This window comes from uncultured Methanobrevibacter sp., assembly GCF_937881195.1.
Lineage (GTDB): Archaea > Methanobacteriota > Methanobacteria > Methanobacteriales > Methanobacteriaceae > Methanobinarius.
This window is the reverse complement of the sequence record NZ_CALGFC010000032.1, coordinates 1-21,572: the sequence shown is the minus strand read 5'-3', so window position 1 is coordinate 21,572 and position 21,572 is coordinate 1. Positions and strand designations below refer to the sequence as shown.

General features: G+C 22.4%; 18 protein-coding genes. 11 read left to right on the top strand and 7 right to left on the bottom strand.

What is annotated here, in order from left to right:
- Window positions 1-103 precede the first annotated feature (103 nt).
- The 8 genes from Q0087_RS04945 (at window position 104) to Q0087_RS04910 (ending at window position 7,293) form a co-directional block, all read left to right on the top strand.
- Window positions 104-355, top strand: coding sequence for a KTSC domain-containing protein (locus Q0087_RS04945; RefSeq protein WP_297898568.1), 252 nt, complete (start codon window positions 104-106; stop codon window positions 353-355).
- Between the two features lie 973 nt (window positions 356-1,328).
- The gene (locus Q0087_RS04940; protein WP_297898567.1) at window positions 1,329-2,123 is read left to right on the top strand and encodes a hypothetical protein; all 795 of its coding nucleotides are present in this window, start codon (window positions 1,329-1,331) and stop codon (window positions 2,121-2,123) included.
- Between the two features lie 51 nt (window positions 2,124-2,174).
- The gene (locus tag Q0087_RS04935; RefSeq protein ID WP_297898566.1) at window positions 2,175-2,846 is read left to right on the top strand and encodes a hypothetical protein; all 672 of its coding nucleotides are present in this window, start codon (window positions 2,175-2,177) and stop codon (window positions 2,844-2,846) included.
- 25 nt (window positions 2,847-2,871) lie between these two features.
- Window positions 2,872-3,492, top strand: a complete 621-nt coding sequence (locus Q0087_RS04930) for an oligosaccharide repeat unit polymerase (RefSeq protein ID WP_297898565.1) — start codon at window positions 2,872-2,874, stop codon at window positions 3,490-3,492.
- Window positions 3,485-3,871, top strand: a complete 387-nt coding sequence (locus Q0087_RS04925; RefSeq protein WP_297898564.1) for a restriction endonuclease — start codon at window positions 3,485-3,487, stop codon at window positions 3,869-3,871. The genes Q0087_RS04930 and Q0087_RS04925 overlap by 8 nt, the downstream gene beginning before the upstream one ends.
- Before the next feature lie 16 nt (window positions 3,872-3,887).
- Entirely contained in the window at window positions 3,888-4,925 is a 1,038-nt protein-coding gene (locus tag Q0087_RS04920; protein ID WP_297898563.1) for a DUF354 domain-containing protein, read from the top strand.
- 607 nt (window positions 4,926-5,532) lie between these two features.
- Window positions 5,533-6,435: a putative glycoside hydrolase gene (locus Q0087_RS04915; RefSeq protein ID WP_297898562.1), complete on the top strand. Its 903-nt coding sequence runs from the start codon at window positions 5,533-5,535 to the stop codon at window positions 6,433-6,435.
- 204 nt (window positions 6,436-6,639) lie between these two features.
- A complete protein-coding gene (locus tag Q0087_RS04910) occupies window positions 6,640-7,293 on the top strand; it encodes a DedA family protein (protein ID WP_297898561.1) in 654 nt (217 codons plus the stop codon).
- A gap of 70 nt (window positions 7,294-7,363) precedes the next feature.
- Here Q0087_RS04910 and Q0087_RS04905 read toward each other — a convergent pair whose 3' ends face one another.
- Entirely contained in the window at window positions 7,364-7,873 is a 510-nt protein-coding gene (locus Q0087_RS04905) for a nitroreductase family protein (RefSeq protein WP_297898560.1), read from the bottom strand.
- A gap of 343 nt (window positions 7,874-8,216) precedes the next feature.
- Between Q0087_RS04905 and queC the strand changes: the two genes are divergently transcribed.
- Window positions 8,217-8,918, top strand: coding sequence for a 7-cyano-7-deazaguanine synthase QueC (queC, locus tag Q0087_RS04900; protein WP_297898559.1), 702 nt, complete (start codon window positions 8,217-8,219; stop codon window positions 8,916-8,918).
- A 162-nt stretch (window positions 8,919-9,080) separates the two neighbouring features.
- On the opposite strand, the gene Q0087_RS04895 is transcribed toward queC, so the two are convergent.
- From Q0087_RS04895 to Q0087_RS04885, 3 genes are all read right to left on the bottom strand, one after another.
- The gene (locus Q0087_RS04895) at window positions 9,081-9,596 is read right to left on the bottom strand and encodes an acyltransferase (protein ID WP_297898558.1); all 516 of its coding nucleotides are present in this window, start codon (window positions 9,594-9,596) and stop codon (window positions 9,081-9,083) included.
- Window positions 9,597-9,755: 159 nt separating this feature from the next.
- Window positions 9,756-11,666 carry a hypothetical protein gene (locus Q0087_RS04890; protein ID WP_297898557.1) on the bottom strand — a complete coding sequence of 637 codons (1,911 nt, stop codon included), beginning with the start codon at window positions 11,664-11,666 and terminating at the stop codon, window positions 9,756-9,758.
- Window positions 11,667-12,405: 739 nt separating this feature from the next.
- On the bottom strand, window positions 12,406-13,596 hold the full coding sequence (locus tag Q0087_RS04885; RefSeq protein ID WP_297898556.1) for a transglutaminase-like domain-containing protein: 1,191 nt from the start codon (window positions 13,594-13,596) through the stop codon (window positions 12,406-12,408).
- 368 nt (window positions 13,597-13,964) lie between these two features.
- Here Q0087_RS04885 and Q0087_RS04880 point away from each other — a divergent pair, with 368 nt between their 5' ends.
- Window positions 13,965-14,309, top strand: coding sequence for a hypothetical protein (locus tag Q0087_RS04880; protein ID WP_297898555.1), 345 nt, complete (start codon window positions 13,965-13,967; stop codon window positions 14,307-14,309).
- Between the two features lie 155 nt (window positions 14,310-14,464).
- Here the strand turns inward: Q0087_RS04880 and Q0087_RS04875 are convergent, their stop codons facing one another.
- Together Q0087_RS04875 and Q0087_RS04870 are read right to left on the bottom strand one after the other, a co-directional pair.
- Entirely contained in the window at window positions 14,465-15,649 is a 1,185-nt protein-coding gene (locus Q0087_RS04875) for a glycosyltransferase (protein ID WP_297898554.1), read from the bottom strand.
- Window positions 15,650-15,869: 220 nt separating this feature from the next.
- Window positions 15,870-17,981, bottom strand: coding sequence for a glycosyltransferase family 39 protein (locus Q0087_RS04870; protein WP_297898553.1), 2,112 nt, complete (start codon window positions 17,979-17,981; stop codon window positions 15,870-15,872).
- 428 nt (window positions 17,982-18,409) lie between these two features.
- Between Q0087_RS04870 and Q0087_RS04865 the strand changes: the two genes are divergently transcribed.
- A complete protein-coding gene (locus tag Q0087_RS04865; RefSeq protein ID WP_297898552.1) occupies window positions 18,410-20,341 on the top strand; it encodes a glycosyltransferase family 39 protein in 1,932 nt (643 codons plus the stop codon).
- Between the two features lie 199 nt (window positions 20,342-20,540).
- Here the strand turns inward: Q0087_RS04865 and Q0087_RS04860 are convergent, their stop codons facing one another.
- The gene (locus Q0087_RS04860; RefSeq protein WP_297898551.1) at window positions 20,541-21,395 is read right to left on the bottom strand and encodes a UbiA family prenyltransferase; all 855 of its coding nucleotides are present in this window, start codon (window positions 21,393-21,395) and stop codon (window positions 20,541-20,543) included.
- Window positions 21,396-21,572: the final 177 nt, after the last annotated feature.

The following is a 21,572-nucleotide window of genomic DNA, read 5'->3' as shown; positions in this document are numbered from 1 at the left end:
TTAATTTAGTTTTAATTTAGTTTTAATTTAGTTTTAATTTAGTTTAATTTAGTTTAATTTAACCAATTATATTGTTTATTTGGCTATGGTGGAAGTGTAATAAATGGATTTTTCTAATAATATTGCTTTTCAAAGAGTTTACTATGACTCTGAATCTAAAACATTGTTTGTTATTTTCAGAAATGGTCATGGTACTAAATATGCGCATAAAAATGTTCCTAATGAGGTTTTCGAAGATTTTAAAAAGTCAAATTTTTCTAATAGGTTTTATTATAAAAATATTAAGGATAAATATTCACATGAGATAGATTTTTTGTCTGATATGGACTATGAATATCTTAATTTTAAAGATTAATTTAATTTTTTATAATGGTTCTTTTTAATATTATTTAATTTCTAGTTTTATATTTAAGTTGTTTATTTTCATTTTTTGTTTCAATTTTTTAAAATTTGTTTAATAATCTTTCAACTATTCTTCTTTCTTAATAATATATGCCTAAAACTTTTAAAATATCTATTTATCATTTAAATTTTAGTTAATTTTTAATATTATTTATTTAAAGTTTTTATAGGTTAATTTGAATTATATTCGTATCATGATAATCATTATAATCTTTTTTAGTACTTAATTATGCTTTTTATTTTAATATTATTTATTATTTTAACTTTATAGGCTTTATATCATTTATTTAATGATTTATACACTTAATTATAGTTTTAACAAATTTTAAAGAGTATTTATTTCTTATATTAATAATTAGATTCATTTTAATTCTAAATAGCTAATTTTAAATTTATTAAGTTAATATATTAGTTAAATATAATACAATACATTTTATTTATCGAAATTAAGAATCAATATATATTTTAAAGTTTTTAAAGATTCTAATGATGCTTAGAACTTTAAAAAACTTGATATTTTTTCTTATTTTAAGAATATTTTAGTAAATTTTATATATTATTACTAACACACCACATAATGGTAATTATTACCTTAGGCATTAATGTTCAGAACTATAAAACAGTTCGTATTGAATTATACGATATTATAATTGTTTTGAACACTCTAAATTCTATATTTAAAATATTAAAGAGTATATGTTAGATATTTAAAGTTCATATTACGAAGTATAAACTTTTTATTATTGGCAAATATTGCTATTTTTATGATGCCTGAAATTTTTACTATGACTATTTAAAGTTTATATCAAATTTAGAAGTCTATAAATCATTTAATAAATCATCAGAAATGTTCATGATAATGATATTTTAAAAAGATTTCTAGATTTTATGCAGGTATATCCTTTAAAAAATGGTTTTGTAATATTATGAAAAAATTGCGTTTGATTATATCTAGGTTCACAATAATTGATATTTTAATTATAGTATTCTTTGTAGGGGCTTTAGTATTCTCTATTTATACAATTATTAGTGATGATGCTGGTGGTGTCGAAACTTACATTTTCGATTCTCAAACAATACAAAATCTTCCAGATAAATATTCCACATTATATAATAATGGTGAAATTGTTCATGCGGATATTACTGGCTTTGATAAAGAAGGCAATGATATCAGTGCTAATGGGACAGTTATATGGGTTGATGTTTATAAAGGAGGTAATATAAAAGTTGAAATTTTACCTGATAATTCAAGCACGCCTATAATGGCGGCATATGATGCAGATGATGCAGATATTTATATTAATCAGATAACTCTGAAAAGCAATGGTAAAAAATACAAAAATGTCACTGATCTTGAAATTAAATCTCAAAAAATTTCAACATTAAGTAAATTTGTATCAGGGATTCCGAAAGGAACTAATTACACAATATCTACAAGAATCAGTGTTAATAATGTAAATAATAATGTATTTCAGAATTTATCTAATGTTATGTATTCTGATTTAAAAAAAGAATCTATTCGGCCCACTTTTAAAAATTCATATCTTCAACTAGCTCTTGTAATGGCTAATAATGAAGATATAAATGTGGCTTCGAAAATTCTTGGAAATATTAATGGTGAATCTGATACAATTAATATTAGGATATATAATTCAAATAAAGATCAAATTGAAGCAATAAAAAAGAATTATGATGTTATAAGTATTAATAATGTCACATAATGATTACTTAGTTTAAAATTTGGTTTTTTATATTTAATAGGGAGTATTAATATGAGTTTTTTTTATAGTTTAGGAATAATGATTTCCACATTTATTCAAAAGTCTTTTAGAAATTCTAAATTATTTCTTCTCATATTTGAGGTTATGTTGTCTATTGAAAATTGTTTTCTTAATAGCTATTTCAGGAGTATATATCCAAATAAAAATTTTTTAAGCTTTCTTAAAAAAAGTAAAATACTAAAAAATTATTTATTCCATCCTCTATCTTTTCTAATTGCATTTTTTATTTTTATTTTACTTTCTACTATTAATTTATCATTAGAGTTGGAAATCACACTGCTTTTAGCATTTTTTAGTTTTATCTTTGGTGCAATTATATTGCCTAGATTCTTTTTTAAAGATAGAAAAAAAATCAACTTTATTGAAATTAGGCCAATCGATCTTTATTCTATTGGCTTTATTTGTATATTGATCGGAATTCTATCTTTTTTTGTTTGTGCAATATCCATGGGAGGACTACCAATTTTTAACCCTTCTTTACGTTATAAATTGATTCCTATATTAACTATGCCTATTAGTTTGTTAATACCTGGTGTAGGTTTAGTCGGAGTCTCTTATCTTAAACGTTTTAAAGATAATGAATTAAACCTTGGTCAAATAAGGTTTAGATTTTTAACCTTAATTTTAATTGCATCGTTTTTTTTTATTTGCTCTAGGATATAGAACACATATTTGTGCTGTTATTCTTATGATGTTTATAATAGGATATTATGGTAGGATATTTTGTATTTGGGAAGTTATAATTGGCATATTTTTGGGATTTTTGTTCCTTTTAGGATTTGGATATTATAGATCTCTTGAAGAAAATAGTGTTGGAAGTATGGGTCTTTTTGGTTCACTAAGATCTAGGGTTGATTTCACGATAAATGTTTTAAATCTTTTAAATAGTGTTTCAGGCGATTTTGGCATTACTCATGGTAGATTGACACTTAGTTCAATTCCGGGGAGTAGTGGTTTCAGTACACGAATGATTATTGGTAAATTAATTGCTTGGAGGAGTACTGTTTCTATTACTCCAACTATTATTGGACCAATGTTGGTTGATTTTGGACGAATAGGTGTATTCTTAGGTATGACTCTCCTAGGATTTATACTAGGATTGGGCTATAAAATAATGAAGATATCAAAAGATTCTTCTTATATATTTGTTTATAGTTTACTTTTGACTTATGCAGTAATATGTATTGAAACGGGTTTAATGGATATTAATGTCATGGTTTATTTTTTATTAGGTTTTTTACTTTTTTTAGCTAATATCTTTCATAATAAAAAAAGATTAAATATTAAAGAAGTGTTTAGTAATGGTTAGCGATATAATAGATTATCCTTCAGATAATTTTTTTAAATTAATAATTGATTTATTAGTTTCAATGGGTTATGGTGGAGGAAGAAAACAAACTCAGTCAAATTTAAAAATAATGGATAATAAAACAATTTTTGTTGAGGGTATTATAAATGAAGATATTTTAGGACTTAGAAAGATTTATCTAAAAGCTATACAGTCAAAGGATAATATTTCTCAAGATGAAATTCAAGATTTCATGAAAAAATTAAATACCTGTAATGCTGAAAATGGAATTTTGATCACGACTTCTGATTTTGAAAGTAATGAATTCACTAAAAATAATAATATTAGACTAATTAATGGAAGTGAATTAATAAACTTAATTTCCGAGTATGGAACATAATAAATGAGGTATTTTTGTGAAATTGTGGATAGATATAACAAATGCTCCTCATGTAATGTTTTTTAAGGATATAATTAAATACTTTCAGAATCAAGGGGAAGATGTAATAGTAACTGCTCGTGACTTTGGGGATATACATAGGCTGATGGAAACTCATTCTATTGATTTTATTTCAGCTGGAAAACATGGAGGGTCTGGTTTATATAAAAAGCTTAAAGAAAGTACGAATAGGGTTAATGAACTTGTTGATATTATAGCTCCTGAAAAAATTGATATATGCCTAGCTAAACATTCTGTTGAGCTTCCTAGGGTCTCTTTTGGCCTTAAAATACCAAATATTTATATGATAGATAATGAATATGCTGAAGCTGTAAACAAGATGACATTACCATTATGTAATAAAATTATTGCACCAAAAGTTGTTGATTTAAGAAAATTAATGCGTTATGGTGTGGATCCAAACAAAATAATAAGATATGATGGTACTAGTGAAATATTACATTTTAAAAGTTTTGAATGCAATAAAAGAATTTTTGAAGAATTAAATATCAATCTCAATCTAAAAAAGACTATCCTGATGCGTCCTGAACCTTCACTTGCATCATATTTAGATGTTGATTGTGAAAAATCTGTACTTTCTCCTATTGTGGATGCATTGAAGGATTATGCTAATATTCTTATATTGCCTCGCTTTCAACAACAAGCAGATATTTTTAAAGACATAGAAAATGTTAGTATTTTGGAACCTCCTATAGATATCTCAAGCGTAATAAAAAAATGTGATCTGGTTATAGGTGCAGGGGGTACTATAAATAGGGAGGCAGCAGTCTTAAAAACACCAGTCATTTCTTGTTATCCTGGAGAAACATTGGCAGTTGACCAATATTATATTAATAAGGGCTTAATGCTCAAATCTAATGATGTGGAGGATATTGTAAATAATGCACTAGCTTTTTTGATTATGGATAAGGAAAAAGATTTCAATAATGAGAAACATAATATTTCTTGCGATAATCTATTTAAAACTATTATTAATTGTGTTTATGAAAATTAAATAATGACAATATTCATTAATAATAATTATATAATTTATTTAAATATATTTTATTTAATTATATTTTATTTAATTATATTTTAGTTAATTATATAATTTATTTAATTATATTTTATTTAAATATATTTTAGTTAATTATATTTTATTAATTTTCAAATCATGTTTTATTAGTTTTTTTATTTTAAAATCTATTTTAACATTCAATTCAAAATATAGTTTTGTATTTAGTTCTAATTTATTTCATACCTATTTTAATTTATTTTTTGCATTGTTTTTATCTAAATTATATTTTTATTTATAATAAATTCACAAAATAAATATAAAAATATTTGTATAAAATAACTCATTATATTAAATATTTAAAAATTTTAACCAAATATATAAGTTCATGAACTAACTAATATAATGATTGAAATTTTTAATTAAATATAATAAATATGTTCAATTTAGTATATTTAATAAATATTATAATTTAATCTATTTATTATATTTTTAAATATTAAATTTAATGACAAGAATTTTAAATTTGAATAATATTATTTGAATAATATTAATAAGATAAATCTAAAAATTTTGGTTTGATTATTAAAAATTCATAAAAGATAAAATGAGAAAAATTGACACCAAATCTATCAAAAAAAGGCACATTGCTTTAATAGCAATTATATTTATAATTGCCCTTTTATTAAATGGTTTTGCAACAGTGGCTTTAAAAGATAGTGTTCAAAATGCTGTATGGGTACAAGGAAAACATATGAATGATGTAGACTTAGATAATCTATCTAAAAATGGTGTTCAAAATATTTTTCTCCATTCGAGTGCAGTTGATGAATTTGGAGAAAAAAATGTCAGTAATTGGGCAAAAAAAGCGAATGAAAAAGGTATTAAGGTCCATATTTGGGTGCAATGTTTTTATAATGGAACATGGGTAAATCCAATAGATACTGATAAAAAAGATTTTAACTATGATTATTTTAATAAAAAAATAGATCAAATAGATAAATTTGCAGCTATTCCGGGCATTAGTGGAATTCAGCTAGATTATATTAGATATCCTGGAAATGCATATGAATATAATTATCCTAATGGTGTAACTTCTACTAATGCTGTTTCAAAATTTGTTTCAATGGTTAGTGATAGCCTTAAAGATAAAGATGTAACATTATCTGCAACAGTCATGCCTGAAAAAGAGGACGAAAAATATTATGGCCAGGATGTTAGAACATTATCTCAATATGTTGATGTTATTATTCCTATGGCATATTCTGGAAATTATAATCAAGATTCTTCTTGGATTAAAGAAACAGCATCCTACTTTAAAAGCTTAGCGTGGTGGTCAAAGGTAACTATGGGTATTCAAGTATATGATAGTGATGAAAATGAAACTTCTTTGCCTATCAATACGATAAAAGAAAATTCTAAAGCGGCTTTAGATGGTGGAGCTGATGGAATTGCATTATTTAATTGGGAACTTATGAAAAAATGGTTTAATTTAAATCATATTAAATAATTTATAATTTATGGATTTAAATATTTTATAATTAATATTATTTAATTAATTTTTATATAAATAATAAATAAATTTATTCTATAATATTAAAAATTAAATTATTTTCTAAAATATTTAATGTTATTTAAGATTTTTAATTTTGAAAATAACATTTTTAAATTAATACTTTGAAAATTTATAAAATTAGTTAAAGAGATTTTTCGCATGGATTTTACAAACCAATTCTTAAATATTATTTTGAACTTAGACACTTATTTGGCTTATGTAATAAGCGCATTTGGTCTATGGACTTACTTAATATTATTTTTAGTTATATTTTCTGAAACAGGAATAATAATTGTTTCATTTTTGCCTGGGGATTCATTATTATTTATAATTGGTGCTCTATCTGCAGGAGGAGAACTGAATTTAATACTTTCAATTGTTATTCTGTCACTTGCAGCTATTCTTGGTGACACTGTTAATTATTATATTGGTAAATTTATAGGTCCTAAGATATTTAATAAAGAAAGCTCAAGATTTTTCAATAGGAAACATTTAATGGAAGCTCATGATTTTTATGAAGAATATGGGGGAAAAACGATTATTTTGGCCCGTTTCATACCTATAATCCGTGCTTTCGCTCCCTTTGTTGCAGGTATAGGATTAATGCCTTATAAAAAATTTTTATCTTATAATGTAATTGGAGGAATAGGTTGGGTTTTAATATTTACTTTATTGGGGTATTTTTGTGGTAATTTGCCTGTTGTTAAGGATAATTTCTCCTTATTGGTAATAGGTATTATCATTATCTCTGGATTACCTATAATAATACAAATATTAGTAAAAAATCTAAAAAATAGAAAATCTAAAAAATAGAAAATTTAAGAACTAAAAGGTTATACTAACTAAAAGATTATAATATAAATATTACTTTTTTTATTAAATTTTAATATTTCTCGTAATGAACTCTTTCTTCATGATATTTATCAATAAATTTATTTTCTTGACCTTCTGCAGGATAACCAATGCTTATTATATTGAAAGGTTTTAAATTTTGATTAAGGTTAAATAATTCAGATATATATTTCATCCTTTCCTCTTTTGGTGCAATATTTATCCAAACTGCACCTAAACCTAAATAACTTGCTTCAAGAAGCATTGTAGTTGCGGCAGCTGCCATATCTTGTTGCCAAACATGTTTAAAATGTGACGTGTTCATATTAGCTATAAGTAAAATTGCTAAACTAGCTCCTTCTAAAACTTTTGCATTACTATCCATTTGGCTTAATTTTGTAATTGTTTCTTTATTTTTTATAACTACAAATTCCCAAGGTTCTTTACCCATTCTAGATCCTGGAGCCTGCATTGCAGCTCTTAACATTTTATCTATCTTTTCATCTTCAATTTTTTGGGTTCTATATTTTCTAATGCTTCTTCTTTTAAATATTTCTTCCATTAGCTAAACTCCTTTTTGATTGATAATTATTTTTATTCAATAATATATAATAATCAAATTGTATAAATAATTTAACTAATAATATTATTTTGAGTTAAAGATATAATATTAGTTATAAAAATAAATATTTATTATAAAAATAGTTATTATACAAATATTTATTATAAAAATATTTTTATTAAAGTAATATTTTATTTAGGATATTATTTAAGATTAAGATTAAGTTTTTTCTATATGCTTATTTTTAATATTAAAAAGTTTAATATATATTTAAGTTATCTTAATATGATAAAAAATTGTAATAATATGGAAAATTTCAATTAAATTATCTTTGTTGGTAAAAATGAAGTATAAAAATAATAAGAAAAAAGCAATTTCTGTTCTTTCAGGAGGACTAGATTCAACTGTTGCAACAAGTTTCTTTGCAAAAGATTATGATATTCATGCAATAACTTTTAATTATGGTCAGAAAAGTTTAGATAAGGAAATTAGTGCTTCAAAGGAAATATGCAAAAAATTAGGGATGGAACACACCATAATAGATATTAAGTGGTTATCTAATCTTGGAAATTCTGCATTAACTAGTGATAATACTATCCCTAAGGTTAATTTCCAAGATATTGATGATATTGAAATTAGTGAAAAAACAGCTAATAAAGTATGGGTTCCTGGAAGGAATGTTGTTTTTACTGCTATAGCTACTTCTTTCGCTGAAAGTGAAAAAGCAGATATAATAATTGTTGGTTGGGATAAAGAAGAAGCAGTAACTTTCCCAGATAATTCTAAAGAATTTTTAGATAGTTTCAATAATCTTATTTCAGTTGGAACAATTTCGGATAATAAAATCAAAATAAAGGCTCCTTTAATTGATTTAGATAAAATAGAAATTGTAAAACTTGGAAAAAGAGTTAATGCTCCAATGGAAGATAGTTATTCATGTTATCTTGGTGAAGATAAACATTGTGGGGTTTGTGAATCATGTGTTCGTCGTAAAAGAGCTTTTATGGAATCAAAAATTGATGATCCTACTTCATATATTGAATAAATTTGATATAATTTTAATTTTACTATTCTGACTTTTTTAATGTTTAATATTTTATAATTCTAATATTTTTTTCATTTTTATATTTTTAAACTATTTTTTAGTTTATATTAATTTTTAATTATAAAAAATAATTTTTTCAAGATATTCCATTACATATTTCTATCAATGAAATTTTCCCTGATTTTTAAGCTTTTCATAGTGTTCTTTATCCCTATATTTAAAAACTTTTGCAGGATGTCCTCCGGCAATTCCATATTTAGGTATATTATTCACTACAACACTACCTGCTTGAATTATGGCACCTTCTTCAATAGTTACTCCAGATAGTATGATAACTCTATTTCCAATCCATACATTATCTTTAATTATAATGTTTTTTGATATGGTCTTTTCATCATAGGGTATTGCATTACCATTATCATAATTATGAATATCTGTTATTAACATACATTCAATTCCAGAATGAAAATTATCTCCTATAATAACATTGCCTTTACCTTGTATTTTTATTCCATTGAAGTTTACATTATTTCCCAATTCAGTATTTGTTGTAACATAACTTTTACCATTAACTTTTAAATCATTTCCAACAATTTTAGCTACTTTTTTAACCTTTTTCATATAATTTTTTCTTTGAAAATTTTGGTAATGTTCATAAAAAAATGTTAAGATACTCATAAAATAACCTTTAATTATATTTTTATTTATTAAAAAATTAGAAAATAATTAATTTTAAGAATTTATTAAATAATTTTACTAAATAACTTTATTAAATAATTTTTCATTTATTTTTATTTTTTTAATCGTACACTAAAATTACTTAATCAGATACTTAAATTAAGAAGAACATTCAGTTGAATATTGTGATAATAACACAGCAACTTTATGTGTTGTTTTATCATCTAATTGTCTTTTCCCATGAACTATTTTTTGCAGTAATTCATCCATAAATAAATCTTCGTCTGTTAGGGGCATGTTTATAACTGCAACTTCCTTGTTTACAAACCCAACTAATGGTTCAACATAGAAGTCTTTTAGGCCACTTTCATTTAAAAAATCAATTAATTCTTCACTTAAATGTATTGATTTTTGTTTTATTTTATTATTGTGTGGAAATTTATTCTCTGCTTCTTTAAATTTAAATTTTTTTGAAGATATTTGGATATTATTTTTGTTTTTATCATAATTTATATTGTTATTGTTTTCGTTATTATTATTATTATTATTGTTTGTCACATCAAAATTTTTTGGATCATTTAATAGAGTTAAATCATCTAGATTTGCTTTGTTTACTAGGTTTATATTTTCATTTTCAGTTTTGGTCTTTTCTTTATCTTCTTTATCATTGTAATTTTGACTAACAATTGAAAATATTCCTGAAGATCCAACAACCACATGATTAATCCCTTCATTTGAATTTGGAACTTTAACATAATATAATACATAGAAATTTTCTGGAAGTGTTAAAAGTTTTTCTCGAATTAATTTCCCTCTTTTTTCTGTTGAAACATATTTTTTGTTTTTAATTAACCCAATAATAAATATAATAATACCGATTGCAATAAATATTATGCTGTATATTCTTTTAGATATTAAAACATCAGAAAGTCCCACTAAAGCAATTATCAGCCCAGCAATTATATAAACATCATGATAAGAAGTGTTTTTTATATTTGGGTGAGGAACTAGTTCTTGTTTTTGATTTGCTGTTTTAAATGTACTATTTAAATCATCTTCAACTTCATTTTTATGATAATTTGATTTTTCTTTTTGAATAGACAATTTGGATGTCTTTTCCACTTTTTCATTTTGGTAATTATTTCTTTTTGAAATTTTATCAAATATTGAGTCTTCTTTAGATCCATTATAATTAGAATTTTCTATATTTTGCCCATTATCTAATAATTTTTCTTCTAAATGATTTCCAATAATTTTATTTTGATTATTTTCCTGTTTTACATTGATATTGCCATTTTCATCGTATTTAAGATTATTTTCATTATTATTAATGAATTGATTTTGTGAATTTGTAGTAGGTATGTCTTTTTCAAATTTTTTATCATAAATCATTGATATATTTTCTGAAAATTCTATTTTAGCTTCTTTTCTTAGCTTTTTTTCTAATTTCCTTAAATTAACTTCTGTTATTGGATAAATAATATCCGAATCAAAAATTGGTATATTTTCATATTTTGGTTTATTATTGGGATTAAGTGAATTATTGTCTTCTTTGTTAGGTTTAAGGATATTATTAGAATTAATATTGGTATTTTGATTACTATTTGAATTATGATTATAATTATTGCTATTATTATTTAAATTATTGTCCTGATTTTGTGTTTGTGTACCATAATGAGGTTTTTCAACATATATAACCTCTTCAGACTCAATCTGGGAATGTTCTTTATCACTTTTTTCTTTTTCTTTTTCAATTTTATTAAGTCCCTTATTGAATTTTTCATCAATATATTTTAAATTTCCATAACAACTAGAACATTCATAGTCATTAGGATTTTCATTACTTTTAAGACTATATTTTAAACCACAATCTTCACAATAAACAATATTTTGGTCTGAATCATTTTTATAAATACCATTATTACTTTGTTTTTTTAAGGATTGTCTTGAAGGATATTTTTCAATGAATTTTAAGTTTCCAGCACATACGGAACATTCATAGTCATCGACTTTTTCATTATCCTCTATTTGGTATTTAGCCCCACAATTTTTGCATGCTACAACTTTCATAATATCCTTCTTAATTTTTTAATATGGTGTTTAAATATTTGTTTATTTTATAAAATGTTTAAATTTATTATCCATTTTTTCTATTAATCATGTTTTCCTTTTCAAGACTTATTTAGATATAAAATTTAATATAATATAATTTATTTAATATATGTCTCTTTAAAAATTAATATATTTAATATATGTCTCTTTAACAATTAATATAACTTTCTAATTAATTTATAATCATTTATTTATATTATTTATTTTTTAATATTAATTGTTCTATATTTTTTATTACTTCATTAAGAACGAAAATAATGATTTTTTGAGATAATTACCAATGACTAATAATTATTTATTATATATTTTTGTAGAATTTTATAAAATTAATATATAAAATAAATATCTAAAAATTAATTGATTATTAATTGAGGAATAATTAATAAAATGGTATAAAACATATAATATTAAAAAATGGAAAATAGAATGATTTAAAGAATAAAAAATGACATAAACGATGATTAATTAATAATAAATTAAAAAAATGATGGATTAAAGAATAATAGATTAAAGAATAATAGATTAAAGAATAATTAAATAAATAATAACTATTTGAAGTTGTTTGATTAAAAAGGAGATATTTAATAATAAAAATAATAATAAAAATAATAATAAAATTAATAAAAATAAATTATTGGATATTAGTTTTAAAATATTAATCTAACGAATAATACGCTATAGATTATCAAATTAAATGTTATGTAAATGTTTTAGAATAATCATATATTCCATTTTCACCTATTATCCACCAATTTAGCGAATCTTTTTGAAAAGGATATTTCAATTTAAAATATATACTTAAATAAATCAAATTTGTAATATTAATTTCAATCAAACAATTTGAGGAATATTCCTTGTTAATTATAGTATAGTACTCAGTTGCAGAAATATTATTATAATTTATTAAAGAATTTAAAAAACTTATTTCTTGATTGTTTATTTCTATTTGGCTATTTAAAGTATCTATTCCCTTTTTATACAATTCGTTTTCTTTTTGTAAATTTCCTATAATTGAATAATAATATCTATCTTCTGTATCTGAATAATAATAAGTTGTTTCAGCTCTTACCCATTGATATTTATTATTATAAAATATATAGGAAACTGGCCATATATGTCCTTTTCCTGTTTTGGGGTAGCTACTTTCGAAATATGTTGGAATTCCAACTGCTCTAAGTAATGCTCCTGCAAGCATACTTTTTCCTAAACAAGTTCCACTTTTTCTTTTTAGAGTTGTTATAGCAGATTGATCATTTGAATAATTGTCATCGTACTTAATATTTAGCCATAAATATCTAATAACTGCATTCGCAAGTTCAGTATTATAAACATTTTTGTCTTTATAATTATAACTTGTAATATTTTTTTTTATAATATTCGCAATTTTAGTAATATGGGAATTTCTCCAGTTTAAATATTCTGAATTAGAAAAATAAGGGTTTTTTATTATGTAATATTCATTTTTTTGAACTATTTTTTTTAATTTTAAATATTTAAATTTTCCTTTAGAATTTTTGATTGTTTTAATGGTTAATTTATATTTTCCATTACTATATGTCTTTGTTTTTGCCATTTTTTTGGTTTTTAACTTTATTACTGAATTGTAGGTATAATAAACAGGCATTATCTTCTTAAAGTTACTACTTTTGTTATAGTAATAATTAACTCCCGATGAGGTATTTTTTATATCTACTTTTCCAATATATGTATTAGTTTTTTTAAATGGCTTATATAGAAAATAAGGGTTCTTACTATTTTTAACTTTTACTTTATTGAAATATTTTGCAGGGTTGTCATCAATCTTCTCTGCAGAAACATGGCTTATCAATAAACTAAAGGTTATTATTAAAAAAAAACATATTAATAGTAATTTTTTCTTTTTTATCATGAAAATTAACCCTTTTATTGCTTCGATAGATACTTTTTCTTCATATGGCCTTTAATAAAAACTCTATTAATTATTCAATTTAATTATTGCCATATTGATCATGGATATAAATATTATTATATTTATATATGAAGTCCATTAAAATATTTTGGGTCTTTTTATAGTGCTTATAATATTAATTTTTTGTATTATTTTTTTTATATTATTTTTTTATATTAATTTTTTTAAATAGTTAATTTTATTTTATTAATTTTAAAGAGAAAATTCACTATTAAATAGAAATTTTTTTATAATTTAATAGGTATAAAATAGTATATATAAAAGTTGCATATATTTGAGTTTAATATAAATAAATTAAAGGTGTATTTATGTTTAAATATTTAATATTGTTAATTGTTATTATAGCTGTTGTTATAATAGGAGTTTTTGCTGCAGGCAGTTTAATGTCTTATTTGAATCCAGCTGAGCAAACTATTGATTCTTTAAACCAAACTAAGAATAATATAACTTCTTTATTGGAACAAAAATCAAATTTAACTGAAGAACTGAAAAAATATGAGCCTGGTAGTGCTGAATATATTAATATTCAAAATCAAATCAATTCTATTGATAAACAAATATCTGATTTGAATAAAACAGCAGAAAATATTAAAAATGGAGTAGAAAATATAACAAATGATTCAAAAAATTTGTTAGGGGTTTTAAATAACTAGAAATTGCTTATTATATAAAAATTATTCAAATATTTTTTAATATTTTTTAATATTTTTTAATATTTTTTTTTTTAAATTGAAATATTTTATATTTCTAATTTTATATTTTTAATTGGATATTCTTAATTTGGTATTTTATATTTTTAATACTTAAATTAAGTATCTTCTTTCACTAAATTTTTATATATTGACATTATTCTTTTTTCAACAGAATCCCAATTATAATTTTTTTCTACTTCTTTTAATCCATTTTTTCCAAAAGTTTTCATTAATTCAGGATTATTTAGTAATTCTGTAATTTTAGTTGCAAGATCATTTTTATCATATTCGGAACATAATCCAGTATTACCATCAACCCAACTATGTATGTGATTATTTTTAGTTAGTATTAATGGTTTTCCACACGCCATTGCTTCTAAACCACTTGTTGTAAATGATTCATATTGGGATGGCATAATGAATATATCGCAGTCAACAATAGCTTCTAATTTGTCATTATTAAATAAAGGGCCAGTTATAATAACTTTATTTTCTAAATCAAAATCATTTATAAGTCTTTTTAATTCATTTAAAAAACCATCATCTGGGCCAACTATGGCTAATTTTAAATTATCTATATTTTTTTGATTTAAAATATCAAAAGAATTTATAAGGAGATCTAAACCTTTTATTCTATGAATTCTACCAACAAAAAGGAGTAGATTTTCATTTTTTTCGATATTATATTTCCTTCTAAAATTACCTCTTTTTGGTAATTTATAATATTCTTCAATATTAACTCCTAATGGAACAATTTCTATCTTGTTTTTTTCCACTCCCATTTTTAAATATTGTTTTTTTTCAGTATCTGTCAATGCAAAAACTTTTGATGCATTTTTAAGAATTTTAAATCCCCAAATTTTATCAAATAGTTCTTTAAGTTTTTCTTTTTGAAAGAAAGGAAGTACTGATCCATGAGCTTGTATAACATAAGGTATTCCATTTTTTGATGCATAATAACTAGCTAAAATAGCTAAAGAGTGTCTATGTTCATGTATATGGACAATATCATAATTTTTTATTTCTTTCCTTATTTTAAAAGGCAATAAATAGGGAGTATCAATTAAAAACTTTGATTTAAGTGAATTTGAAAGATTTCTAAAATAATAAACTTTAACTCCATCAACATCAATACCATATCTTTCATCGAGCTGCATACGTTTTTTACAGCTATCAGTTGTAAAAATAGAAACACTATTTCCTTCTTTTGCTTGCTTTTTACCCAACTGATAAACAGCATTAACCACTCCTCCTGCTTCTAAACAAGGGTAATATGTTGGAACTATATGTAAAATTTTCATTGTTTACCTATTTGTTTTATAAAATTTATTTTATTATAAAATTTAGATTATTATGAGATATGTCTTATTATAAGATATATTTTTTATATAAATTATTTTATTTTTTATATATCCTATTTTATTTTTTATATATTCTATTTTATTTTTTATATAACCTATTTTATTTCTTATATTTTATCAATTCATTGATTTTATTTTCAATTAATAAAAATTAACCTTTTTAATTAGTATTTCTTTTATAAAGATTAATATTATTATATTTTTTTATCATTGTATAATTTTCAATAGTATAATTTTCTTTTGATATATTTCTAGAAATATAATATGTCACATTATTTTTTTCTAGTTTAGGAATATCTTTTTCATATGCTGCCCCTACATTCATCATTAAATACCAGGTATAATATCTTGTATTATATGTCCAAATAACTTTATTTTCATAATCTGGATCATAATGTTTAAGCCAATTTGAAATTACAATTGGACCTTCAACATCTTGATTTTTAGAAGGTATTATTCCAACATTATTGAAAGCAGAAATAATAAAAATTGAAATGAGTATTATGGTTATTATGCATTGAATTTTGCTTTCACTTTTAATATTTGATTTCTTTATATCTTTGTTAACTGTTTCAATATTTTTTTCATTGAATATATCACTATCTTTTTTATCATAGTTATCAGCATTATGCTTATAAAATTCTAAAAATTTTATAATTTTTAAAGATAAAAAATTAAGTGAATATGCTCCAAAGTATGCAATAACTGGCATAACTGTTATAAAATATCTGTCTACCTTAACATCACTAAAACTAAAGAAGATTAAATATATGAAAAACCAAGATATCATCAATAAATTGAAATTCAATGTTTTAATTGGCCTATAATTACTTTCATACTTATTATCTGCGCTATGGTCATATAAATTATTTTTATTATTTAAACTATCTAAAGTATTCAAATTATTTTTATTATTTAAACTATCTGAACTATTCAAATTATTTTTATTATTTAAACTATCTGAACTATTCAAATTATTTTTATTATTTAAAATATTCGAATCATTGTTAGATATTTTATTTAATATATTATATATTAATAAAATATTAATTAAGAAGAATATTTCACTTATTATTGATGAAATCTTTTTATAGGTAATAATTATAATGATTGATATTATGATAATTAATAATATTTTTAGATAAAATCTCCTTTTTGAATTTTTTCCATTTTTTTTATTATCTGTATCTTTTGCATTTTTTATATGGCTTTTAATCTTATATTTTTTATTTGCACGACTTTTAAGATTTTTAAATATAATTTCTAATATATATAATAATGCTCCTCCAGATATTAAAATTAATACAAAGTAAGATAATATTCCTGGACTTTTAAGACTTGGGATTAGCTTATGAAACTCCAAACTGTTTGATGATATAAAATTTCCTAAATTTTCCAAATAAAAATAGGGTTCTGGTCTAAAACCAGGATCTAGAGAAGAACCCTTATCTCCTGAAACAGCGCTTTGGGTTTGGCTTATAAATGTTAAATCTGTACCTTTAATATTTAAAAAAATTAAAAATAAAGAAAATATAAGTAATGCTATGATTATTCCTATTAAAAAATATTTAAAATTATTTGATTTTAATATCTTTTTTAGATTTGATTTATTTAAAAAACTTAAAAATTTATTTTTAGATTTTAAAATCTTTAATTTTTCTATTATGTCTATTTCAAATAAGATATACAGAATCATCAAAGGTAAAATGAATCCAACAGTATATCTTATGAAAAAACCAATTGTAAAAAGAGGTAATACTATTAAATAGTATTTTGGATTTCTATTAACTGCTAAAATTGTAAAGTAAATAATCCAAATAGTGATAGCTATTGCGGGTATGTCCATTGTTCCATTAGCTACCCATAATATGTTTAATGAGAAACTTGAAAATAGTATTGCACCAAATAAACTAATTATTTTATTTAATTTTAATCTAAATAAAAAATATGTCCCTATGGATGCTATGGGGAAAAATAAACCTGTTACTGTGAATATTGCTATTTGATTGATATATCCTAATTTAAATATTAAAGATGTTATGATACATATTACTGGTGATAAATATAGATTTGATGTTTTACCAAGAGGATATCCTGCAAGATTTAAGGAGTTTGTTAAATAAATAAAAACATCAGAGCAATATATTCCTAATTGATTGTTTGCATTTATTAATAAATACACTAATATTGATGTAAAAATAGCTATTATGAATATAAATAATATATCTATTTTATTTTTGTCTGCTTTATCAAGGATTCTACTTTTAAACATATATTAGCTCCAATCAGAATAATTAATAGGAGTTTATTAAATTATTATAATCTATATAAATTAAAATCTCAAAATCTATATAAATCGATTCTTTTAATCAAATTGTTTTTTTATTAATTAAATTTGCCTAATTTAATATATTTTTTAACATACCTTTTAAAATACTTTTTAAAATATTTTCTATTATATTTTTTAATATATTTTTTTCACTATAAATGGTTTATATGGAATATGACTATTGATAATACTTTTATTAATATAACTATTAGCATTAAATTTATTAACGTAAATATTAATATAATTAATATCTTAATATTGATATAATCTTATATTGATATAACTAATCATTTATATATTTTATTTAGATTTAATATTATCTAAAATTAACTCATTAATATATTTGTTCTATAAATGTGGAGGAAAACATTTTGAAAGTTAAAAAAATCAATTCAATCACTAAATTTTTTAAATCAAATGAAAACAAGCTTTCATTTTTATTTATATTGTTATTTTCTTCCATTATCACTATACTTTTAATATGGATAAATACTTCTCATGAGATTTTAGGAACTTCATATCGGGATGTTTATTTTTATCTAATTGAGGCTCTTAGATTTTCTGGGTATTCTATTGATGGATATGGATATATTAATTATTTATCTCCTCTTATACCTTTTTTAACCTCATTATTATTTGATTTAGGATTTGTTAGTGAAACAAGTATATTCACAGTAACTGGAATTTTTTATATTATTGGGGTTCTTGGATTCTTCTCACTTTTAAAACTAAGATTTAGAAATTTAATTGCTATTTTAGGAAGTATTTTATATGCTGGTCTTTCAATAAATCTTTTATGGGCTGCTAATGGTACAATAGATATTCCAAGTGTTTCACTAACTATAATATCTATATATTTCTTTGTTTTAGGAATTGAAAAGAATCAAAAATATTTATACTTGGCATTCCCAATAGCAGTATTAGGTTTTTTTGCAAAATATACAGCAGGACTAGCTATTCCATTAATGATTTTATATGTAATATCAAAACCAGATATTATTCTTAATATTAAGAAATATTGGAAAAATACCGTTTTAGGAATAATTTTAGGAATTATAACAGCTATGCCTTTTATAGCTTATTTTTTAATAAATAAAATACCTTTTGGATTTTTAAATCAGGCTCAGGATATAGCTTCAAAGACAACAAGTTCTACTTTAAAAGTTCAAAATGATTTATTTTTTTATTTTACAAACATGCCGAGGTTTATTTATAGTATAAATGAAATTTTAGCATATTTACTAATCATTATTGCTATTGTTGGCATTATAATTGGAGCTTACAAATCTATTAACTTTTTAAAAGATAGGTATTATGAATCTAGGGATAATAATAAAAGCAAATTTGAATTTTTAAATGTTGAAATTTCAAATAAACTTCTTTACATGTTTCTTTGTATAAATTTATTAGTTATTATTCTTTCATTTTTAACAGCTAGCAAAATATCATTTATTTATAGTGAATTAATCTTCTTTGCATCTGCATTTACTTTATCGTATATATTAAATAAAATTATCTTTATGGTTCCTGATGGAATAAATGTAAAAGGAAAAGATTCAAAAAGAAGGGATTCAACAGAAATAGATTCAAAAAGAAGGGATTCAAAAAGAATAGATTCAACAGAAATAGATTCAAAAGGAATAGATTCAAATAATAATGCTTTAAAAGATATAAATACTGGAAATATTCCTTTAAAAGAGATAAGTTCTGATTATAAATATGATAAACTTAGTTTTGATTTATTAATGTTTGCATGGTTTTTTTCATATTTAATATTCTTTTCAGCTCACCTTGTTAAAGCAGATAGATATTTCACTACTATGGCTCCAGGATTTATATTTTTTGTTATTTTAGCTTTAGAATTGATATTAAATTCATTCAATTTCAAAAATTATAGCTTATTTAAAAAGAGTCATTTTTCTATAAATAATGGCATAATTAAGAATTTAGTTCCAATAGTTTTAATAGCTTTATTTTTAATATCTTCTTTTAGCTATTTAGATATGAATAAAAACGATCCTTTAGTTCATAATGAAAGAGAAGCTGTAGAGTGGATTAAGATAAACAATCCTGATTATCAAAATTTAGTAATTTGGGCAGAAAGAGGCCCAATATTTACATGGTATTTAAAACAAGAAGTATTTTATGTAAATTGGAAATATGCTCCTAATAAACTTTCTGAGATGATGATAGCTAACAAAACGGATTATTTTATATCAATAAGTAATAAAACTTATATTAATGGATTTTCACCAGTTAAAAAATTTGGAGATGTAATAATTTATCAGAGAAACATACAATAATATTCTACTTAATCTCTTAATTTCTTCATTTTTTGAATTAAATAATTAGAAATAATTATAATAATAACTAGGATAATAATTATAATAATATTTGGGATAATAATAATCGGGATAATAATTATAATATATTTGACGTATTAATTAGTGAATACTGCTATTAGTGATTCAATAGCAATATTATTACAATAGGTCCATATTATTAGAATGATCCTACTGCAAATGATATAAATGCAATCATCATGCCTATTTTAACAAGTTTAGATGCTTTTTTCGCACTTTCTATTGATTGGTCTTTTAAAATGGTGTATGCTCCATAAAAAAAGGTTATTATAGCTAGAGATAATATTAGAATATAGTAAAAATTAAATATTCCATTAAAATATAGAATTGGGCTTAAAACACTTGCAAGAATCATTAAAAAACCAGCTAAATATGATGATTTTTTAAGTCCATATAATATTGGAAAAGTTCTTGCTTTTTCTGTTTTATCTCCTTCAATATCTTCCATATCCTTTGTTACTTCTCTTGCCATTGTCATAATAAATGCGAAAAATCCTAGGTATAATGAGGTTATAATTATATTATTATTAAAAGTTTCTAAACCAATTATAAATCCTCCAAAAATAAAACAGAGGCCAGTTAGAATAGATATGCTTAGATTTCCAATAATTGCAATTTTTTTAAGCTTATATGCATAATAATACATTAATATTGATGATATTATTACAATAATTGCTGGTATTAGGCTGTTTACTAGATAACTTATTATAAATCCAATAACTATTGATAATAAGAATAGGACATATGCATATATTTTAGCATTTTGAAGAGAAATCCTACCAGAGGGTATAGGCCTATTTGGCTTGTTTATGGCATCTATTTTATGGTCAAAATAATCATTTATAACATTGCCTCCACCCATTGCTAAAAAAACAGCTATAGCTCCTAATATAATTGGTATGTTATAATCTTCACCTATAATTGCCATTAAAATAACTGCTATTACCCCCATAACAGCATTTCCTGGCCTGATTATTTCTAAATATCCATTCATAAATCCACTTCTTTTTGAAAATGTTTATATTCAATCTTCTTTAATTTTAGGTATATAATTATGTTTTAATTATATTATTTTTTATTATTTTTCATTTTTTAATTTTTATTATTTTATAATTCTATTATTTTTTATTATTTTTCATTTTTTAATTTTTATTATTTTATAATTCTATTA

What these genes read in the sequence shown, in the direction of transcription:
- Q0087_RS04945 (WP_297898568.1), top strand. Translation starts at nt 104, where the DNA reads ATGGATTTTTCTAATAATATTGCTTTTCAAAGAGTTTACTATGACTCT.
- Q0087_RS04940 (WP_297898567.1), top strand. Translation starts at nt 1,329, where the DNA reads ATGAAAAAATTGCGTTTGATTATATCTAGGTTCACAATAATTGATATT.
- Q0087_RS04935 (WP_297898566.1), top strand. Translation starts at nt 2,175, where the DNA reads ATGAGTTTTTTTTATAGTTTAGGAATAATGATTTCCACATTTATTCAA.
- Q0087_RS04930 (WP_297898565.1), top strand. Translation starts at nt 2,872, where the DNA reads ATGATGTTTATAATAGGATATTATGGTAGGATATTTTGTATTTGGGAA.
- Q0087_RS04925 (WP_297898564.1), top strand. Translation starts at nt 3,485, where the DNA reads ATGGTTAGCGATATAATAGATTATCCTTCAGATAATTTTTTTAAATTA.
- Q0087_RS04915 (WP_297898562.1), top strand. Translation starts at nt 5,533, where the DNA reads ATGAGAAAAATTGACACCAAATCTATCAAAAAAAGGCACATTGCTTTA.
- Q0087_RS04910 (WP_297898561.1), top strand. Translation starts at nt 6,640, where the DNA reads ATGGATTTTACAAACCAATTCTTAAATATTATTTTGAACTTAGACACT.
- Q0087_RS04905 (WP_297898560.1), bottom strand. Translation starts at nt 7,873, where the DNA reads ATGGAAGAAATATTTAAAAGAAGAAGCATTAGAAAATATAGAACCCAA.
- queC (WP_297898559.1), top strand. Translation starts at nt 8,217, where the DNA reads ATGAAGTATAAAAATAATAAGAAAAAAGCAATTTCTGTTCTTTCAGGA.
- Q0087_RS04895 (WP_297898558.1), bottom strand. Translation starts at nt 9,596, where the DNA reads ATGAGTATCTTAACATTTTTTTATGAACATTACCAAAATTTTCAAAGA.
- Q0087_RS04890 (WP_297898557.1), bottom strand. Translation starts at nt 11,666, where the DNA reads ATGAAAGTTGTAGCATGCAAAAATTGTGGGGCTAAATACCAAATAGAG.
- Q0087_RS04885 (WP_297898556.1), bottom strand. Translation starts at nt 13,596, where the DNA reads ATGATAAAAAAGAAAAAATTACTATTAATATGTTTTTTTTTAATAATA.
- Q0087_RS04880 (WP_297898555.1), top strand. Translation starts at nt 13,965, where the DNA reads ATGTTTAAATATTTAATATTGTTAATTGTTATTATAGCTGTTGTTATA.
- Q0087_RS04875 (WP_297898554.1), bottom strand. Translation starts at nt 15,649, where the DNA reads ATGAAAATTTTACATATAGTTCCAACATATTACCCTTGTTTAGAAGCA.
- Q0087_RS04870 (WP_297898553.1), bottom strand. Translation starts at nt 17,981, where the DNA reads ATGTTTAAAAGTAGAATCCTTGATAAAGCAGACAAAAATAAAATAGAT.
- Q0087_RS04860 (WP_297898551.1), bottom strand. Translation starts at nt 21,395, where the DNA reads ATGAATGGATATTTAGAAATAATCAGGCCAGGAAATGCTGTTATGGGG.